The sequence below is a fragment of the Embleya hyalina genome, assembly GCF_003967355.1.
GTDB classification, from domain to species: Bacteria; Actinomycetota; Actinomycetes; order Streptomycetales; family Streptomycetaceae; genus Embleya; species Embleya hyalina.
The window spans coordinates 124,436-141,393 of record NZ_BIFH01000043.1 but is presented as its reverse complement, the minus strand read 5'-3'; the positions used below and the strand labels follow the sequence as shown (position 1 = coordinate 141,393).

Genomic DNA, 16,958 nt, shown 5'->3' with positions numbered 1-16,958 from the left:
CCCAAGGCGCAACGCCCGCCGCAACAACCCGACCCACCCGCGAACGCACCACCGGCGGAACCCAACCCGCCCCCCTCCCGGCCACCCGCCGCAGGTCGCTTTTTCGCCAAGCAACGCACTCGCTTCGCCGAATGCCGGAGTCTCGGAGCCGCCCACGCCGGCGGCGGATCGCCGGGTGTGTGCGGAAGGACTGGGTGGCGCTGCCTGCGGGCTGCTGCGCGTAGCCTTCCGGTTGCCCGGCTTGCGGCTCTGTTGCGGGTGAGGCCCCGACGCCGTGGGTGTCGAGGCGGTGCCCGCCGCCCGGCGCCCCGTCGCGTTGGCCGATTTCGGCCGGCTTCCCGCCGGGGCGAGGCCGGGAATAATGCGTGGAACGTGACCCGGGTCGCAGGTTAGCGTCGCTGGACAATGCGAACGTTTCCCGTCGCCGACCCCGGCGATCCCGATATCCGGTCGGCGGGCCGCTACCTGCTCTGGCTCGCCGCGCGCACCCGGCGGACGATTGTCATGGGCATCGTCTGGGCGTCGGTGTGGATGGTGGCCCAGGCCCTCATGCCCGCCGCCGTCGGCCGGGCGATCGACGCTGTCGAGGCCCGCGACGAAGGGCGGCTCTACGCCTGGTCGGCGGCGCTGCTCGGGCTCGCCGTGCTGATCGGCTTCACGGGCATCATGCGCCACCGCAACGCGGTCGCCAACTTCCTCGACTCGGCCTTTCGCACCATCCAGCTCGTCACCCGGCACGCCGCCCGGCTCGGCGCCGTGCTGCAGCGCCGGATCGCCTCCGGCGAGGTGGTCGGTGTCGGTACCTCCGACGTGGACGCGATCGGCTCGACGCTCGACATCACCGCGCGCGGCTGTGCCTCGGTGGTCACCCTCGCCGTGGTCGCCGTCGTGCTGTTGAACATGTCGTTGCCGCTCGGGCTGCTCGTGCTGATCGGCGTGCCGCTGCTGATGGGCCTGGTCTCGCTGCTGCTGCGGCCGCTGCACCGGCGCCAGAACGCGTACCGCGAACTGCAGTCCGGGTTGGCCGATCGGGCGGTCGACATCGCGTCCGGGCTGCGTGTGCTGCGCGGCATCGGCGGCGAGCGCAGCTTCGGGGCCCGCTACCGGCGTGAATCGCAGGAGTTGCGGGTGGCGGGCGTACGCACCGCCAGGATCGAATCGATGTTGGAGGCCGCGCAGTTCCTGGTGCCCGGCTTCTTCCTCGCGTTCGGTACCTGGCTGGCCGCCCGGTTCGCCCTGGACGGCCGCCTGACGGTCGGTCAGATGGTGTCCTTCTACGGCTACGCGGCGTTCCTGACCGTCCCGCTCTCCACCCTCACCGAGTTCGCCGACCGCGTCGTCCGCGGCCACGTCGCCTCGCGCCGCGTGGTGCGGGTACTCGGCCTCGCCCCGGGCGTCGAGGACCGGCCCGACCCGCTCGCCTGGCCGGCACCCGGCGACCTGGTGGACCGGCGCTCCGGCCTGGTGGTTCGGCCCGGCGTGCAACTCGGCATCGCCTGCGAGGACCCGCAGGACGCGCCCGCGCTGGCCGATCGGCTCGGTCGCTACGAGGAGGCCGACGTCTTCTACCACAACGTGCCGCTGGCCGACCTCGCGGTGGCCGACGTGCGTGAGCGGATCCTGGTCGCGCACCACGACGCCGGGCTGTTCTCCGGGCCGCTGAGCCGCGAACTGACGCCCGGCGGCGGTGGCGCCGGCGGCGTCGACCTGGCCGAGGCGGTGGAGGTGGCCTGTGCCGGGGACGTGATCGACGCGCTGGACGAGGGCCTGGACACCGAGATCGCGGCCCGCGGCCGGGAGTTCTCCGGTGGCCAGGTACAACGCCTGCGCCTGGTCCGGGTGTTGGTCGCCGACCCGCAGACGCTGGTGCTGATCGAGCCGACCAGCGCGGTGGACGCGCACACCGAGGCCCGGATCGCCGGCCGGCTCGCCGCGCACCGGCGCGGGCGTACCACCGTGGTCGCCACCACCAGCCCGCTCGTCCTGGACACCATGGACGAGGTCGCCTACGTCGAGGACGGCAAGGTCATGGCGGTCGGACCGCACCGCGAACTGCTCGCGAACGAACCGGGATACGCGGCATTGGTCACCCGTGTCGACGACGACGAGGAGGAGGACGCGTGAGCGCGCGCCGCCTGTTGCCGGTGGCCCCGGCCGCCGAGGTCGGCCGGCACGCCGTGCGGCTGCTGCGCGAGCGGCGGCGGGACCTGATCCTGACCGTGCTGTTCTACTCGCTCGCGGCGGTGGCCGGATTGGTCGCACCGCGGCTGCTCGGCGTGCTGATCGAGAAGGTCCGCGACGACGCCCCGACCCGGACGATCGACCTGCTCGGCCTGGGCATCGCCGGCGCGCTGCTGCTCCAGGCGCTGATCGTGCGTCAGGCGGCGGTGGCCGCGGCCCGGCTCGGCGAGGGCCTGCTCGCGCAGGTCCGCGAGGAGTTCGTGGAGCGCATCCTCGACCTGCCGCTGTCCACCGTCGAGCGGGCCGGCTCCGGCGACCTGCTCGGCCGGGCGAATCGCGACGTGGCGGCGATGTCCCGCTCGGCCCGCCGCGCGGTGCCCTCGGTGCTGGTCGCGGCCGTGACGATCGTGCTGACCTTCACGGGGCTGCTGCTGCTCAACCCGCTGCTGGCGCTGCCGCTGCTGATCACCGTGCCGTTGCTGATCCCGGTCACCTACTGGTACCTGCGCCGGGCGCCGGCGGGCTATCTGCGCGAGAACGCCGCCTGGGCGCAGGTGACCGACTCGCTCGCGGAGACGGTCGAGGGCGCGCGTACGGTCGAGGCGCTGCGGTTGGCCGATCGGCGTCGGCGCCGCGGTGACGACGACGTCGGCAAGGCGTACGCGGCCGAGCGGTACACGTTGTGGCTGCGCACCATCTGGTACCCGACGGTCGACTTCGGCTACATGTTGCCGGTGGTGGCCACCACGGCCTTCGGCGGCTGGGCGTATCTGCACGGCTGGGCCACGCTCGGCGAGGTGGCGACCGCGGTGTTGTACGTGCAGTTGATCATCGGGCCGATGGACGAACTGCTCAACTGGCTGGACGAGGTACAGATCTCGGCGGCCTCACTGGCCCGGCTGCTGGGCGTGGCCGACGTGCCGTCCGACCGCGAACCCACCGACGCGAAGCCGGCGGACGAGACGCTGACCGTGCGTGATGTGCGGTTCGCGTACGACTCGGGGCGCGAAGTGCTGCACGGGATCGACCTGACCGTGCGGCCGGGCGAGCGGATCGCGATGGTGGGGCCGAGCGGGGCCGGGAAGTCCACACTGGGACGGCTGTTGGCCGGGGTCAACGGTCCGACGTCGGGCCGGGTGGAGGTGGGCGGGGTACCGCTGGTCGGCCTGCCGCTCGACGAACTGCGCGGCCGGGTCGCGCTGGTGACCCAGGAACACCACGTGTTCCGGGGCACGTTGCGGGACAACCTGCTGCTGGCGCGCGAGGACGCCGACGACGCCGCGGTGTTGGCGGCGTTGCGCGCGGTCGACGCGGACTGGGTGGCCGGACTCCCCGCCGGGGTGGATACCGAAGTCGGGCCCAAGGGCTACGAGTTGACTGCACCCCAGGCACAACAGCTGGCACTGGCGCGGTTGGTGCTGGCCGATCCGCACACGCTGGTGCTGGACGAGGCGACGTCGCTGATCGACCCTCGGGCGGCCCGGCACCTGGAGCGGTCGTTGGGCGCGGTGATCGAGGGGCGGACGGTGATCGCGATCGCGCACCGGCTGTACACGGCGCATGACGCGGACCGGGTCGCGGTGGTGGAGGACGGTCGCATCACGGAGTTGGGCAGCCACCGGGAGCTGATCGCGGCCGACGGGGCCTACGCGGCGCTGTGGCGGTCCTGGCACGGGTGAGCCTCGGCTCGCCCGGGGCCGGGCCTTCCCGCTGCGTCAGAGCGTCCAAGAGTCACCATCCGGGTCGTCCAGCCACACCACGTTGGCCCGCGGCGTGACCGTAAGCCCGTACCGACCCAGGCCCGGTCGGCCATCCGACCGCCAAGACGCCACCACCGCTTCGAGGTCGCTCCCCAGCGATCGAGTTCCGCCCTCGTACAACCTGCCCGCGCCTGCGGCGTCGCTCTCCACGACCGCCCACGCCCCATCGGGGTGGAGGAACCAGCGCCCCGTCACCTCGCACGTGGTGGAGTAGCGAAGGCGGATCGTGCCCGGGAGGGCAAGCTGCGCCGCCCACAGGAAAGCCGGATCATCAAGCACTCCGGCAGCAACCCGAGTGGCACGCCCGGTCGTTGCCACCCTGCCGGCGATCGCCGCCCGCATCATGGGCCCGATCTCCGGCGACGAACTCTCACGTGAGGGCATGAAGGACACGACGGAGTCAACGAACCGCCCTTCGGCACGCCCATCCTCGAACATGCGCAACTTGACGTACCCGTGGGCACCCAACGCCCCGGTGAGCGAGAGCAGAAGTACGGCGTCGTGATCCGCCTGCGCCAACCAGGCCGGCGGCACGGCGTCCGGCGAGTAGGTGGCAATGATGCGCTGATACGGCGCCCGATCCGGATGTCCGAGTGCTCCGTCGCCCACGACCAGGGTGGGGCGATAACCCAGAGTCCCCAGGCGCTTGGCATCGACCGCGGACAGCTCCGCGTCGTACTCGACGCTCGTCACATGTCGGTCGCCGAGTCGGGCGCAAAGAAGTGCCGTCGAGTAACCCGTGCCCGTCCCCACTTCGAGGACGTTGTGCCCGTCCTGGACATCGAGGTCTTCCAGCATCCGCACCACGGTGGAGGGGAGCGTGGACGAGCTGGTAGGGGTTCCTGTGGCCGATCCACCACCGGATGGCGGCGTTGCGCCGTAGTCGAGCTGGGTGACCCATGTCCTGTTCTCGTAGACCAGGCGCAGCCACTCCTCGGACGATGTCTCGTGGCTGAGCGCCCGGTACGTGGTAATGCCGCACTCGTCCGGCGCATCCGCGAAGAACGTCGGCAGGAATGTGTGTCGTGAGACCGCCCGGAACGCCTTGCGCCAGGGCTCCGTACGCAGCGAACCGTCCTGTTCCAACTCCTTGGCGAGGCTTTCCCGCAGAGACCGCGCGCGGTCCTCCATCAGTGCGGCAGTGTCGGTCATACCGTGTCGCCCTTCTCCAGAAGGTCGGCGATGGCGCGCGAGATGGGCACGCCGGTTGTGTGTTCGATCCACGACCATTGGCCGTTCGGGTTTACTTCGAGAAAACGCCAGTCACCGGCCGGGGTCACGATGAAGTCGAATGCCCCGAACACGAGTCCGAAGTGCGCCATGAAGGCCGATACGCGTCGATGTACCCCTTCCGGCACGGCCGTGGGCTTGTAAGTGAGGCTCGAATAGTCCGCACGCCAATCGACCTTCGCGGCCTCCGATCCGGCATGGATCTCCACGGCGAAGAACCTGTCGCCCACCACCGTCAGCCGCACCTCGTGGCGTTTGGCGACCCACTCCTGGAAGAGGTGGGCACAGAGGGCGATCGAGTCGTCGAACTCGGCAGGATCGACGACGACCGTATGGACGGCCGCCCCGAGGCTCTTCGTGATGACGGGTCCGGCGACATCGTCGGCGAATTCCCGCGCCGCCGCACCGTCGTTGGTCACGAGTGTGCGGGGCGGACGGAGCCCCAATCGCCTCGCCACGGCGAGTTGAAGGGGCTTGCGGTTCGCTTCGAGGTCACGTGCGGGGTGATTGATCCACAGGCTGGGGATGGCGCCGACGACCCCGAGGAAACCCGCCCGAGACTGGGCGGCGGCGAACCGCCGCCCGGCCTCGGAGACGCCGTCGGGCATGCGGAACTCCTCGGGCCTGCGGAAATACACCGACCGCACGGCGGCCAGGTCGAGACGTCGAACCCCGTCGTCGAGACTCCCCGCCCAGCCGCTCGCGAGTGTCGCCGAGAGGGTGAGCTCGGTCGGGAACTCGGCGGTGTCACAGCGGAATACGGGTACGCCTCGGCGATTCAGGTGATCGACGACCAGGTCTGCGGTGGGATCGAGCCGGTTCGTGAGGACCAGCACCGACCCACCCGGGTCTTCCGCCACTCGGCGCTCCCTACCAGAGGTCCGTACCCTCGTCGTTACGGCTGTCGGAGTTGGTGGCGCTGCTCGTGTCATTGGGCGCACTGAACGCCCACGGATTGCCGTCTGCGGCGACCGCGATCTGCAACTCCCGGTCGTACGTCACTCCCCCGCTGTCCACCGGCGCGCTGGTCTGGCCGGCCGCGTACCGCATACCGAACGGCTCGCGCGCGGTGCTCATCGAGGTCACTCCGGTTCCTCCTTCTCGCCTCGGGGCGTCAGGTGTCGGCACGTGCGTCGGTTCCGTCCTAGACCTCTGCATCGACATTCCTTTCTCGTAGCCGCTCTGGTGGGATCGGGATTCGGTGGACCTCGTGCTCCCATCGCACCCATGGCATCGCGTTGCCGGGTGGCTGGACGATGACGGATCGACCGGGCGGGAAGACATCGACCACGACGATCTCGCCGTCGGGTTGCGCGGTGCGCTCACCGTCCGCGTTGATCCGCACCCGATCGCCCACGACGAGTGGGCGGGCCTCCCGATCCGGTGGCGGCCCCGGCCCACCGACTCGTTCACATCGGCGGGCCACCGGCGGAAGCAACTCGGCCTCGCCCGAGCCGCACCGGCCCACGAATGTGCGCGGAGCGCTACCACGCGGTGGCGCGGGAGCGGCGGGTCGATCGTGCGCGTCCATGCGCTCTCCTGGCCTCTCTCTGATCGGGATGCAGCACGAGTTGATCGCCGGACACCACGAATCGAAACGGCACCACCCACCAACCGCGCACCCGGTAGTGGACCCCATCCGCTCGCTCGATCACGTCCAACACCCGGCAACGCGGCACCTGTTGATGGACCGGCTCGGGGTCGTCGCCCACGAAGGTGCGCGCCCATCCGCGCCGCGCAACCACGTATTGGCCACGCCGGAACAGGACTGCCGTCTCGCACTCGGTCATCGCCCACTGCACCCGGGACGGCATTTCTCGGGCTTCGCCGAAGCTGTCGCTTCGCTCTGCGGAATGGTCGCGCTTCGGGGCAACCACCGCGATGCATCGCCCAGTTCGAAGCCCTCAACAGGCTTGATCTCCTCGCGCTCACCATTCGGATGGAGGCGGTAGATGCTCAGGGTCATCCGGCTCACGCCTTCTCTCACGCCCATGGAGTGCTCCTCGCAACGGTGTTCTGTAACCGAATCGCTACTGAGCCAACACCATGGGAACTACCTTTGGTACGGGGCGGGGTTCAGCAGCCGAATCTGACGGATAGGCGCACAATGCCGGCGGCAAAAGATCTTGATCCGGAGGCATCCCTATGGGACCTCTTTGGCGCTCACCTGCGATTTCTCCGCAAGCTCGCAGGCAAGACACAGCAGGAGCTCGGTGGCGAGTTGCATTCAACAGGGGCGTTTGTTGGACAGATTGAGACCGCCGACCGGCGGCCGAGTCCGGAATTCGTAGCAGACCTCGATCGGGCCCTCGGTCGAACGGGCTTGCTAACCGCTATCGCCTTCCACGCGTACCGCTTGACGGAAGGACAGCCCGGCTGGTTCGAGAACTTCGCGGAGTCCGAGCGGCAGGCATTCCGCATCCGCACCTTCCAGCCACAGGCAATCCCCGGGCTCCTCCAGTGCGAGGAGTACATCCGGGCTCTCCTGCAAAAGGCAAGGGTTCCGCCGCCGATCATCGAAGCCTGGCTTACACGACGGCTCAAGCGGAAGCGATTGCTCACCAAGAAGGAAGCGCCACAGTATTGGGCGGCCATTGACGAGGCTGCCGTCCTACGGTTGAAGCATGACCCGCGCGTAGCCGCCACTCAACTTCTGCACCTGCTGGAGGTAAGCGAGTTGCCGAATGTGGTGCTTGAAGTAGTCCCGATGGACTGCGGCCTGCATGCGTGCATGGATGGAGCGTTCGTCCTGCTTTCGATCCCCGGCCGTGGTGAGTGCGCCTTCGCGGATGGCATGGTCGAAGGCAAAATGATCACCGAAGGACACATGGTTGCGGAGTTCCAGCGTCGATACGATCTGTTGCGAACCGAGACCCTGTCGCCCGCGCGTTCGCAACAGTTGCTGCGAAACCTCTTGGAGAGCACATGACGAAGGCACGCTCTGAGCCTCCCACTTGGCGGAAGTCGAGCTACAGCGGCCAGACTGCCCAGGAATGCGTCGAGGTCTCCGCACTCGACGGCGCCATCGACACTCGCGACTCCAAGGATCCGAGCGTCGGCCACATCACCGTCGCGCCCGAGTCCTGGTCGGCACTGCTCGGCGCGATCAAGGCATGACCCCCGCTCGGTAGTTGCGTAGAAGTGACGGCGGGCCCTGCCAACGGCGGGCCCGCTGTCCCTTTTTGCCGTCTTGTGCCATCGACCGGGGTTATTCGGCGAGAGTGCACTTCGGTTGCGAGGTGTCGGTGCGGTGCGGTGCCGGGCCGGTCAGAGTCGTCGGGTGGGTCGCTGCCGGCGCCGAGAGGAAGCAGTGCATGCGTGTCCGATGAAGTCCATTGCGACGAGCGTTTGATGGTCATGCTCGCTGTTTCCGTCATCGTTCACGATCAGACGAACGGGCGGGTCGTGCTGCTGCGGCGAGGTGAGAACAAGGCGTTCGCACCTGGCATGTGGAGCCTGCCAAGTGGCAAAGGGGCGCCGGGAGAACCAATTACGCACACGGCCGTTCGTGAGCTCCACGAGGAGACTGGGGTAAAGGTCGAGCCGGAGGCACTGCGACTCGTGCATGTGACGCATAGTGCGTACAGCCCGGATGCGCCGGAGGGGTTCGTCGTGCTGGTGTTCGCCGCGAGGGAGTGGGACGGCGAGCCTGTCAATACGGAGCCCGGCAAGCACTCGGCTGTGGCCTGGGTGGACACCGACGATCTGCCGAGCGAGTTCGTGCCGTCGACTCGGTATGCGTTGCAGCGGTACCTCGCCGGTGAATACCCCGAGGTCGCTGTCGACGGGTGGGGCGACGTGTAGCGCCGCCCGGCTTGTCGGTCAGGGGCGTTGGCAGTGTTGGCCTGTTCGTAGGTTTGTGGTGGCGGCGGTGATGACGGCGTTCAGCCTGGTTCGGGCGGTGGTCAGGTCGGCGATTCGGGTGTCGATGTGGTCGCGTTCTGCTGCCAGGCGGGTCAGGAGTTCCGGGGTGGCCTCGCCGTTTACGACGCAGGGCAACAGGTCTGCGATCGACTTGCTTGTCAGGCCGGCGGCGTAGAGCTGTTGGATGAGTAGGACGCGGTCTATCGCGCTGTCCGGGTATTGGCGTTGGCCGCTGGGGGTGCGTTCCGAGGTGAGCAGGTTTTGTTCCTCGTAGTAGCGCAGCGCTCGGACGCTGACGCCTGTGCCGGTGGCCAGTTCGCCGATGCGCATCATGGCTCTCCGATCCGATGTGAGTCGGGTGACACCGCTTGCCTCTGACGTCGACGTCAGGTTTTAGCGTAGCTCGCGACTGCTCAGCCGCTTCGCGAAGGAAGTCCGCTCATGCTCAGTTCTGATATAACCGCACCCGCCCCCGTCGTCTCGGTACAGCCGGTGGTCCTGGAGGCGCCGGATCGTGGTGTGGACCTGCGGGTCAAGATCTCCGCCCCGACCACCGGAAGCGACCTGCCGATCGTCGTCTTCTCGCACGGCTTCGGGTCGTCGTCGCACGGCTACGGCCCGCTCGCCGACTTCTGGGCCGCCCACGGCTTCGTGGTGATCCAGCCCACCCACCTCGACTCCAGGACCGTCGACCTCCCCCAGGACGATCCCCGCAGGCCGCGGCTCTGGCGCACCCGGGTCGGGGACATGCGGCTCGTCCTGGACCGGCTCGACCTGCTGGAGGCGGCCGTTCCCGGGCTCGGGGGGCGCCTCGATCGCAGCCGCATCGCCGCCGCCGGGCACTCCTTCGGCGGGCAGACGGCGGGCATTCTGCTGGGACTGCGTGTCCTCGACCCCGTGACCGGGAACGCCGAAGACCTGTCCGACTCGCGGATCAGCGCCGGCGTACTGCTCGCCACCGCCGGCCGGGGCGGCGACGACCTGACGCCCTTCGCGGCCGAGAACCTCCCGTGGCTGAAGGGGCCGGACTTCGTGCACATGACCACGCCGGCCCTCGTCGTCGCGGGAGACCGCGACGAACTGCCGCTGTCCGTCCGAGGCCCGGAGTGGATGGCCGACCCCTACCACCTGAGCCCCGCGCCCAAGAGCCTGCTCACCCTCTTCGGGGCGGAGCACTCCCTCGGCGGGATCGCCGGCTACGAGGTCCGGGAGACGACGGACGAGAACCCCGAGCGGGTGGCCCTGATCCAGCGGGTCACCCTGGCCTACCTCCGCCACGCACTCGGCATCGACGACACCGGCTGGACGGCGACGCGGCGGGCCCTGGCGGAGAGCGCCGCCCCCATGGGACGCATCGAATCCAAGCGACCCCGGATCCGGCGCTCACCCCGCCGCGCGGTCGTACGCCTCCCGCGACGCCGTGACCGCCGGTTCGTGGCGTTCCGCCCAGGCGGTGAGGCCGGACAGGTACTCGAACAGCTCCCTCGCCATCACGGTCGCCTCGTACTCGACCTTCGGCGGCACCGACGGGTGCACCGTGCGGATCAGCAGACCGTCGCGTTCCAGGCTGCGGAGCGTCAGCGTGAGCATGCGGCGGCTGATGCCGTGGATGGCGCGCTCCAGCTCGGTGAAGCGCACGGGGCCGTTGCGGACCTCCATCAGGACGCTGATGCTCCACTTGCCCGCCACCCGGTTGAGCACGTCCAGCACGCGGCATGCCTGGGTGACCTCGGCCGCCTCCGTTACACAGATGTTCCGCTGTGACATGAAAGTGCCTTCTTTCGTCGGCCTCCATGGTCACGGAGGATGTGTCCCGTAACAAGAAGTGCACCAAACGAACGAACACCCCACACGCACGGAACCGGGAGCACCCCATGTCCATCACGCTCGACGACGCGACCCTCAAGCTGCTCGACGGCAGGAACTTCGCCACCGTCTCGACGCTCAACGCCGACGGCGGGCCCCAGTCCTCGGTGGTCTGGTTCCAACGCGACGGCGACACCGTCGTGTTCTCCGCGACCGACGGCCGGGCGAAGGTCCGCAACCTACGCCGCGACCCGCGCGTCAGCATCACCGTCTTCGACCTCGAAAACCCGTACCACTCGGTCGAGTTGCGCGGCACCGCCGAGATCGTCCCGGATCCCACGAAGGAACTCCCGCTCGCGCTCTCGCTCAAGTACCTCGGCGAGGCCCCGCCGCCGGAGCCCGACACGCTCGCCCGGGTGATGGTCCGCGTGACGCCGACCAGGGTGAACAGCTTTTCGGTCTGAGCTGCCCGAACCCCGGCCGGCGACGCGCTACTTCCCGCGCTACTTGACGACCGACAGCGGCAGCAGCTTCCGGCCCGTCGGGCCGATCTGGATCTCCGTGCCCATCTGGGGGCACACGCCGCAGTCGAAGCATGGGCTCCAGCGGCAGTCCTCGACCTCGGTCTCGTCGAGGGCGTCCTGCCAGTCCTCCCAGAGCCAGTCCTTGTCCAGGCCGGAGTCGAGGTGGTCCCACGGGAGCACCTCGTTCCACTCGCGCTCGCGCGTGGTGTACCAGTCCAGGTCGACCGGCTCGTCGGCCAGTGCCTCGCCCGCACAGCGCACCCAGCGGTCGTAGCTGAAGTGTTCGCTCCACCCGTCGAAGCGGCCGCCGTCCTCCCACACCGCGCGGATGATCCGGCCCACCCGGCGGTCGCCGCGCGAGAGCAGGCCCTCGATCGCGCCCGGCTTGCCGTCGTGGTAGCGGAAACCGATCGACTTGCCGTACTGGCGGTCCGCGCGGATCGCGTCGCGCAGCTTGTGCAGCCGCGCGTCGGTGGCCGCCGGGTCCAGCTGCGGGGCCCACTGGAACGGGGTGTGCGGCTTGGGGACGAACCCGCCGATCGACACCGTGCAGCGGATGTCGCGGCTGCCCGAGACCTCGCGGCCCTTCTGGATCACCTTCTTGGCCATGTCCGCGATCTGCAGCACGTCCTCGTCGGTCTCGGTGGGCAGGCCGACCATGAAGTAGAGCTTGACCTGGCGCCAGCCGTTGCCGTACGCGGTGGCGACGGTGCGGATCAGGTCCTCCTCCGACACCATCTTGTTGATCACCTTGCGCAGCCGTTCGCTGCCGCCCTCGGGGGCGAACGTCAGGCCCGAGCGGCGCCCGTTGCGGGTCAACTCGTTGGCCAGGTCGATGTTGAACGCGTCGACCCGGGTGGACGGCAGCGACAGGCCGATCTTGTCGTCGGTGTACCGGTCCGCCAGGCCCTTGGCCACCTCGGCGATCTCGGTATGGTCCGCGGAGGACAGCGACAGCAGGCCGACCTCCTCGAAGCCGGTCGCCTTCAGGCCCTTGTCCACCATCGCGCCGATGCCCTCGATGCTGCGCTCGCGCACCGGGCGGGTGATCATGCCGGCCTGGCAGAACCGGCAGCCCCGGGTGCAGCCGCGGAAGATCTCCACGGACATGCGCTCGTGCACCGTCTCGGCGAGCGGGACCAGCGGCTGCTTGGGGTAGGGCCACTCGTCCAGGTCCATCACGGTGTGCTTGGACACCCGCCACGGCACGCCCGAGCGGTTCGGCGCGACCCGCTGGATCCGGCCGTCGTCCAGGTAGTCCACGTCGTAGAAGCGCGGCACGTACACACTGCCCGTGACCGCGAGGCGGAACAGCAGCTCGTCCCGACCGCCCGGCCGGCCCTCGGCCTTCCAGGCCCGGATGATGTCGGTGATCTGGAGCACGGCCTGCTCGCCGTCGCCCACCACCGCGCAGTCGATGAAGTCCGCGATCGGCTCGGGGTTGAACGCGGCGTGTCCGCCGGCCAACACGATCGGGTGATCCTCGGTGCGGTCCTTCGCCTCGATCGGGATCCCGGCCAGGTCCAGCGCGTTGAGCATGTTCGTGTAGCCCAGCTCGGTGGAGAAGCTGAGTCCGAACACGTCGAACGCGCCGACCGGCCGGTGCGCGTCCACGGTGAACTGCGGCACCTCGTGCGCGCGCATCAGCTTCTCCAGGTCGCCCCACACCGCGTAGGTGCGCTCCGCGAGCACGTCGGCGACCTCGTTGAGGACCTCGTACAGGATCATCACGCCCTGGTTGGGCAGCCCGACCTCGTACGCGTCGGGGTACATCAGGGCCCAGCGGACCGCGCACGCGTCCCAGTCCTTGACGGTCGAGTTGAGTTCGCCACCGACGTACTGGATGGGCTTCTGCACCTGGGGCAGAAGCGGCTCCAGACGCGGGAACAGGGACTCGACGGGCATGGCGGTCCTTCCGGGAGTGCGGGGAGGGGATCGACCACCTCGATGCGGGAAGGGTGATCGACCTCCCAGCCTAACGCGACACGGGCGGACCCCCTACCGAGATGTCGGCGAGAGCCCGCCCGCACGGGCCGCGATCAGGCGGATTTGAAGGCGCCGGCGTGTCTCATGTGCACCGACTGCAACAGCCCTATCCCCATCCACACGGCGAACATCGACGATCCGCCGTAGGAGACGAACGGCAGCGGCAGCCCCGCCACCGGCATGATGCCGAGGTTCATCCCCATGTTCTCGAACGCCTGGAAGGCGAACCAGCCGACCACACCCGCCGCCACGATCGTGCCGAACAGGTCGTCGGCGTGCAGCGCGATCCGGATCCCGCGCCACAGCAGCAGCGCGAACAGCCCGATGATCACCGCGCTGCCGACGAAGCCCAGTTCCTCGCCGGCCACCGAGAAGACGAAGTCGGTCTGCTGTTCGGGTACATACGAGCCGCCGGTCTGCTCGCCGTTGAACAGCCCCTGCCCGGTCAGCCCGCCCGAGCCGATCGCCAGCCGCGCCATGGCCGTGTTGTAGCCGACGCCCCCCGGGTCGAAGCTCGGGTCGGCGAAGGCCCGGAACCGGTCGATCTGGTATTCGCTGAGCAGCCCGAAGTGCACCACCGCCGCCGCGCCGGCCCCGGCGAGCGCGAACATCAGCACCATCCACCGCGCCCGCGCGCCGGAGGCGAGCAGCACACACAGCACGATCATCGCGATCACCATGACCGACCCCATGTCGGGCATCAGCATGATCACCGCCATCGGCAGCGCGGCCACCACGAGCGCCCAGAACACGGCCTTGTCGCCCGGTCTGGCCAGGTCCCCGGTGTCCACCCGCTCGGACAGGATCATCCCCATGCACAGGATGATCCCGAGCTTGACCAACTCGGCGGGTTGCAGCGAGAAGCCGGCGCCGATCTGGATCCAGGCCCGTGCCCCGTTGACCGTGCTGCCCAGCGGGCTCAGCGCCGCGAACAGCCCGAGCACGGCCACGATCGCCACTATCGGGGCGAACGCCCGGATCCGGCGGTGACCGATTATCGCCACCGCCGTGGCCAGCACCAGCCCGATCACCAGGTTGAGCAGGTGCCGCTTGAAGAAGAACTGCGGATCACCGCCGGTGAGTCCGCGCCGATTGCGGGTCGCCGACCAGACCAGCAGCGAGCCCACCCCGGACAACACCAGCGCCGGGCCGAGCAGCAGCCAGTCCAACCGCCGCACCGGCGCGTCCCGCTGGATGATCTGCCGGGTGATCGACCGGCGCGGGGTGAACACCGGTGCCAGCCGACCCAGGTCCGGTGTCCCGAATCCGGCCACCCGCGAGGCGGGCCGCAGTCGCAGGTTCAGGTTCATGTCCCTCTCCCGGTCCGGTAGGTCACCCGCTCGGGCGGCAGCGCCCCGGGCCCGAACGCCGACACGCCGACCGTGCGCCCGTCGCCGTCGCCGAGCGGATGCGGGGGCGACACGAAGGACGGCGCGTGGAACGACACCGGCGTCACCGTCCCGTCCGCCTGGATGTGCGGCAGGTCCGCGGGCGGGCTGGGCAACAGCGCCTTGCCCGGGTCGATCGCGCCCTTCTCGTCCACGCCGAGCAGCGCCTCGTAGATCTTGCGCACCGACGGCCCCGAGGTGCCGGAGCCGGTACCGCCCTGGCTGACCATCATCACCACGGCGTACTGCGGACCGTCCTTGGGCCCGCCGTAGGTGGCGAACCACGACGTGCTCTGCTTGCCGTACACCGAGCCGGTGCCGGTCTTGGCCGCTATCGGCATCTGCGCGTTCGGCCAGTTGGCGAACACGCCGGCCGCGGTGCCGTTCATCTCGACGCCGATCAGCGCGTTCTGCAGGTACTTCATGGTGGCGTCGCCGACCGGCACCTTGCCCGCGGCCTGTGGCTCGATCTCGCGCACCAGCTTGCCGTCGGGGCTGACCACGGCCTTGCCGATGGTCGGCTTCCACAACGTGCCGCCGTTGGCGATCGCCGCGTACACCCGGGTCATCTGCAACGGGGTGACCGTGGTGTCGCCCTGGCCGATCGCGAAGTTGATCGCGTCACCGGCGCGGAACTGCCAGCCGTCGACGCAGTTCTCCTTGGCGATCTTGTCCACGTATTCGTTGCCGGTGTTGCCCTGCTTGCACCACGTGTCCTTGTTCTGCTCCCAGTTGCGCTTCTTCCAGGCGCGGTCGGCGATCCGCCCGCCCGATTCGCCGGGCAGGTCGATGCCGCTGGGGGCGCCCAAGCCGTAGTTCTTGGCCATGGTCACCATCGGGTCCTTGGGGGTCTTCCCGAAGATCCCGCCGTCCTTGAGCCACATGTCGTAGCCGATGCCGTAGAAGACGGTGTTGCAGGAGACCTCCAGCGCGCGCTGGAGCGAGATCGGGCCGTAGCCCCTGGACTCCAGGTTGTTGAAGGTCGTGCCGCCGACCGAGATGCTGGGCGAGCAGTCGTAGTTGGCCTTGGTGGAGTAGCCCGACTCGGCCGCGGCCGAGGTGGAGACCACCTTGAAGATCGAGCCCGGCGCGAACTGACCCTGTATGGCCCGCGACACCAGCGGCACGCCGGCCTTCTCGTCGGTGAGCGCCTTGTAGTCCTGCGGCGAGATGCCGCCCACCCACACCGACGGGTCGTAGTTGGGCGCGCTCGCCATCGCGATCACCCGCCCGGTCTTGACGTCCATCACCACCGCCGCACCCGCGTCGGCGACGAAGTTCTTGTGCGTGTTGCCCGCGTCGTAGGTCGCGCGCGCCCGCTTCATCGCCTCGTCCAGCTGCTGCTCGGTGATCGCCTGGATCTTCGCGTCGATGCTGGTGACCAGGTGGTTTCCGGCCACCGGCGGCGTCTCCGAGACGGTGCCGGTGACCCGGCCCAGGTGGTCGACGGACAACCCGGTGACCCCGGACTTGCCGCGCAGGTCGGCGTCGTAGGTGCGCTCCAGACCGCTGCGGCCGACCTCGTCGGCACGCTGGAGGTCCTTCTTGCCCTCGGCCTTCTGCTTGCTCAACTCGTCGTCGGAGACCGGCGAGAGGTAGCCGACCACGTGTGCGCCGTTGGCCCCCTCGGGCGCCGGATACTGGCGCACGGCGGTGGGCTCGGCGGTCACCCCGGGGAACTCCTCGCGGTGCTCCATGATGGTCAGCGCCTGCTCGGTGGTGGCGTTGTCCGTGACCGGGATCGGCTGGTACGGCGAGCCGTTCCAGCACGGCTTGGGCACGTTGCGCTCACACAGCCGGGTGCGTGCCTTGACCTCGTCGACCGGCAGTTCCAACACCTTGGCCAGCCGGGTCAGCACGGCCGTGCCCAGGTCCGGCATGCGCATCAACTCGGTACGACTGACCGACACCACCAGCGCGGTGCGGTTGTTCACCAGCGGTCGGCCCTTGTCGTCGAGGATCCGGCCGCGCACCGCGGGCGTCACCACGTCCCGGATCGCGTTCTGCGAGGCCGCCGCCGCGTAGTGGTCGCCCTCGCGGATCTGGAGGTACCAGAGCCGGCCGAAGAGGGTGATCATCAGCGACAGGACCAGGATCAGCAGGATCACCATCCGGGCGCGCACGGTGTGTGCGCCGTCCCCTCGCGATCGCCCGGCGTTGAGCAGGCTGGGCATACGTTTGCGCATCTCGGTCGGACACCCCCTACCGGGACAGGCCCG

Annotated in this window: 14 protein-coding genes and 1 pseudogene; 7 read left to right on the top strand and 8 right to left on the bottom strand. The window is 69.2% G+C overall.

Annotated features, from left to right (window positions below):
- The first annotated feature begins 405 nt into the window (after window positions 1–405).
- Window positions 406–2,124 carry an ABC transporter transmembrane domain-containing protein gene (locus EMA17_RS42850; RefSeq protein ID WP_126642658.1) on the top strand — a complete coding sequence of 573 codons (1,719 nt, stop codon included), beginning with the start codon at window positions 406–408 and terminating at the stop codon, window positions 2,122–2,124.
- A complete protein-coding gene (locus EMA17_RS42845; RefSeq protein ID WP_126642657.1) occupies window positions 2,121–3,860 on the top strand; it encodes an ABC transporter ATP-binding protein in 1,740 nt (579 codons plus the stop codon). The genes EMA17_RS42850 and EMA17_RS42845 overlap by 4 nt, the downstream gene beginning before the upstream one ends.
- A 36-nt stretch (window positions 3,861–3,896) precedes the next feature.
- Here EMA17_RS42845 and EMA17_RS42840 read toward each other — a convergent pair whose 3' ends face one another.
- Genes EMA17_RS42840 through tgmA form a run of 3 tightly spaced genes read right to left on the bottom strand, consistent with a single transcriptional unit; the run spans window position 3,897 to window position 6,248 of the window.
- Window positions 3,897–5,093: an rRNA adenine N-6-methyltransferase family protein gene (locus EMA17_RS42840; RefSeq protein ID WP_160161771.1), complete on the bottom strand. Its 1,197-nt coding sequence runs from the start codon at window positions 5,091–5,093 to the stop codon at window positions 3,897–3,899.
- On the bottom strand, window positions 5,090–6,031 hold the full coding sequence (gene tgmB, locus EMA17_RS42835; RefSeq protein ID WP_246127259.1) for an ATP-grasp ribosomal peptide maturase: 942 nt from the start codon (window positions 6,029–6,031) through the stop codon (window positions 5,090–5,092). Before tgmB ends, EMA17_RS42840 begins: the two co-directional genes overlap by 4 nt.
- Before the next feature lie 10 nt (window positions 6,032–6,041).
- Complete coding sequence (gene tgmA, locus EMA17_RS52260) at window positions 6,042–6,248, bottom strand: putative ATP-grasp-modified RiPP (RefSeq protein ID WP_246127263.1); 207 nt, start codon at window positions 6,246–6,248, stop codon at window positions 6,042–6,044.
- Between the two features lie 1,030 nt (window positions 6,249–7,278).
- Here tgmA and EMA17_RS42825 point away from each other — a divergent pair.
- The 3 genes from EMA17_RS42825 (at window position 7,279) to EMA17_RS42815 (ending at window position 8,975) form a co-directional block, all read left to right on the top strand.
- The gene (locus EMA17_RS42825; protein ID WP_160161769.1) at window positions 7,279–8,100 is read left to right on the top strand and encodes a helix-turn-helix domain-containing protein; all 822 of its coding nucleotides are present in this window, start codon (window positions 7,279–7,281) and stop codon (window positions 8,098–8,100) included.
- Window positions 8,097–8,288 carry a DUF397 domain-containing protein gene (locus EMA17_RS42820; RefSeq protein WP_126642652.1) on the top strand — a complete coding sequence of 64 codons (192 nt, stop codon included), beginning with the start codon at window positions 8,097–8,099 and terminating at the stop codon, window positions 8,286–8,288. The genes EMA17_RS42825 and EMA17_RS42820 overlap by 4 nt, the downstream gene beginning before the upstream one ends.
- 201 nt (window positions 8,289–8,489) lie before the next feature.
- Window positions 8,490–8,975: an NUDIX domain-containing protein gene (locus EMA17_RS42815; RefSeq protein WP_307721592.1), complete on the top strand. Its 486-nt coding sequence runs from the start codon at window positions 8,490–8,492 to the stop codon at window positions 8,973–8,975.
- Between the two features lie 18 nt (window positions 8,976–8,993).
- On the opposite strand, the gene EMA17_RS42810 is transcribed toward EMA17_RS42815, so the two are convergent.
- A complete protein-coding gene (locus tag EMA17_RS42810) occupies window positions 8,994–9,365 on the bottom strand; it encodes a MerR family transcriptional regulator (RefSeq protein ID WP_126642668.1) in 372 nt (123 codons plus the stop codon).
- A gap of 111 nt (window positions 9,366–9,476) precedes the next feature.
- Here EMA17_RS42810 and EMA17_RS42805 point away from each other — a divergent pair.
- Window positions 9,477–10,400, top strand: a pseudogene (locus EMA17_RS42805) (alpha/beta hydrolase family protein); the annotation flags it as partial.
- Between the two features lie 18 nt (window positions 10,401–10,418).
- Here the strand turns inward: EMA17_RS42805 and EMA17_RS42800 are convergent.
- Window positions 10,419–10,802, bottom strand: coding sequence for a winged helix-turn-helix transcriptional regulator (locus EMA17_RS42800; protein WP_126642667.1), 384 nt, complete (start codon window positions 10,800–10,802; stop codon window positions 10,419–10,421).
- 107 nt (window positions 10,803–10,909) lie between these two features.
- Between EMA17_RS42800 and EMA17_RS42795 the strand changes: the two genes are divergently transcribed.
- Window positions 10,910–11,305, top strand: coding sequence for a PPOX class F420-dependent oxidoreductase (locus EMA17_RS42795; protein ID WP_126642651.1), 396 nt, complete (start codon window positions 10,910–10,912; stop codon window positions 11,303–11,305).
- 39 nt (window positions 11,306–11,344) lie between these two features.
- On the opposite strand, the gene EMA17_RS42790 is transcribed toward EMA17_RS42795, so the two are convergent.
- From EMA17_RS42790 to mrdA, 3 genes are all read right to left on the bottom strand, one after another.
- Complete coding sequence (locus tag EMA17_RS42790) at window positions 11,345–13,270, bottom strand: TIGR03960 family B12-binding radical SAM protein (protein ID WP_126642650.1); 1,926 nt, start codon at window positions 13,268–13,270, stop codon at window positions 11,345–11,347.
- Window positions 13,271–13,404: 134 nt separating this feature from the next.
- Complete coding sequence (gene rodA, locus EMA17_RS42785) at window positions 13,405–14,583, bottom strand: rod shape-determining protein RodA (protein WP_246127262.1); 1,179 nt, start codon at window positions 14,581–14,583, stop codon at window positions 13,405–13,407.
- Between the two features lie 74 nt (window positions 14,584–14,657).
- Window positions 14,658–16,925, bottom strand: a complete 2,268-nt coding sequence (gene mrdA / locus EMA17_RS42780) for a penicillin-binding protein 2 (RefSeq protein ID WP_246127258.1) — start codon at window positions 16,923–16,925, stop codon at window positions 14,658–14,660.
- Window positions 16,926–16,958 lie beyond the last annotated feature (33 nt).

Bases quoted from the DNA above. Each gene is read 5' to 3' on its own strand.
- EMA17_RS42820 (WP_126642652.1), top strand. From the start codon at position 8,097: ATGACGAAGGCACGCTCTGAGCCTCCCACTTGGCGGAAGTCGAGCTAC.
- EMA17_RS42825 (WP_160161769.1), top strand. From the start codon at position 7,279: ATGCCGGCGGCAAAAGATCTTGATCCGGAGGCATCCCTATGGGACCTC.
- EMA17_RS42800 (WP_126642667.1), bottom strand. From the start codon at position 10,802: ATGTCACAGCGGAACATCTGTGTAACGGAGGCGGCCGAGGTCACCCAG.
- EMA17_RS42810 (WP_126642668.1), bottom strand. From the start codon at position 9,365: ATGCGCATCGGCGAACTGGCCACCGGCACAGGCGTCAGCGTCCGAGCG.
- EMA17_RS42850 (WP_126642658.1), top strand. From the start codon at position 406: ATGCGAACGTTTCCCGTCGCCGACCCCGGCGATCCCGATATCCGGTCG.
- EMA17_RS42795 (WP_126642651.1), top strand. From the start codon at position 10,910: ATGTCCATCACGCTCGACGACGCGACCCTCAAGCTGCTCGACGGCAGG.
- mrdA (WP_246127258.1), bottom strand. From the start codon at position 16,925: ATGCGCAAACGTATGCCCAGCCTGCTCAACGCCGGGCGATCGCGAGGG.
- EMA17_RS42790 (WP_126642650.1), bottom strand. From the start codon at position 13,270: ATGCCCGTCGAGTCCCTGTTCCCGCGTCTGGAGCCGCTTCTGCCCCAG.
- EMA17_RS42840 (WP_160161771.1), bottom strand. From the start codon at position 5,093: ATGACCGACACTGCCGCACTGATGGAGGACCGCGCGCGGTCTCTGCGG.
- tgmA (WP_246127263.1), bottom strand. From the start codon at position 6,248: ATGAGCACCGCGCGCGAGCCGTTCGGTATGCGGTACGCGGCCGGCCAG.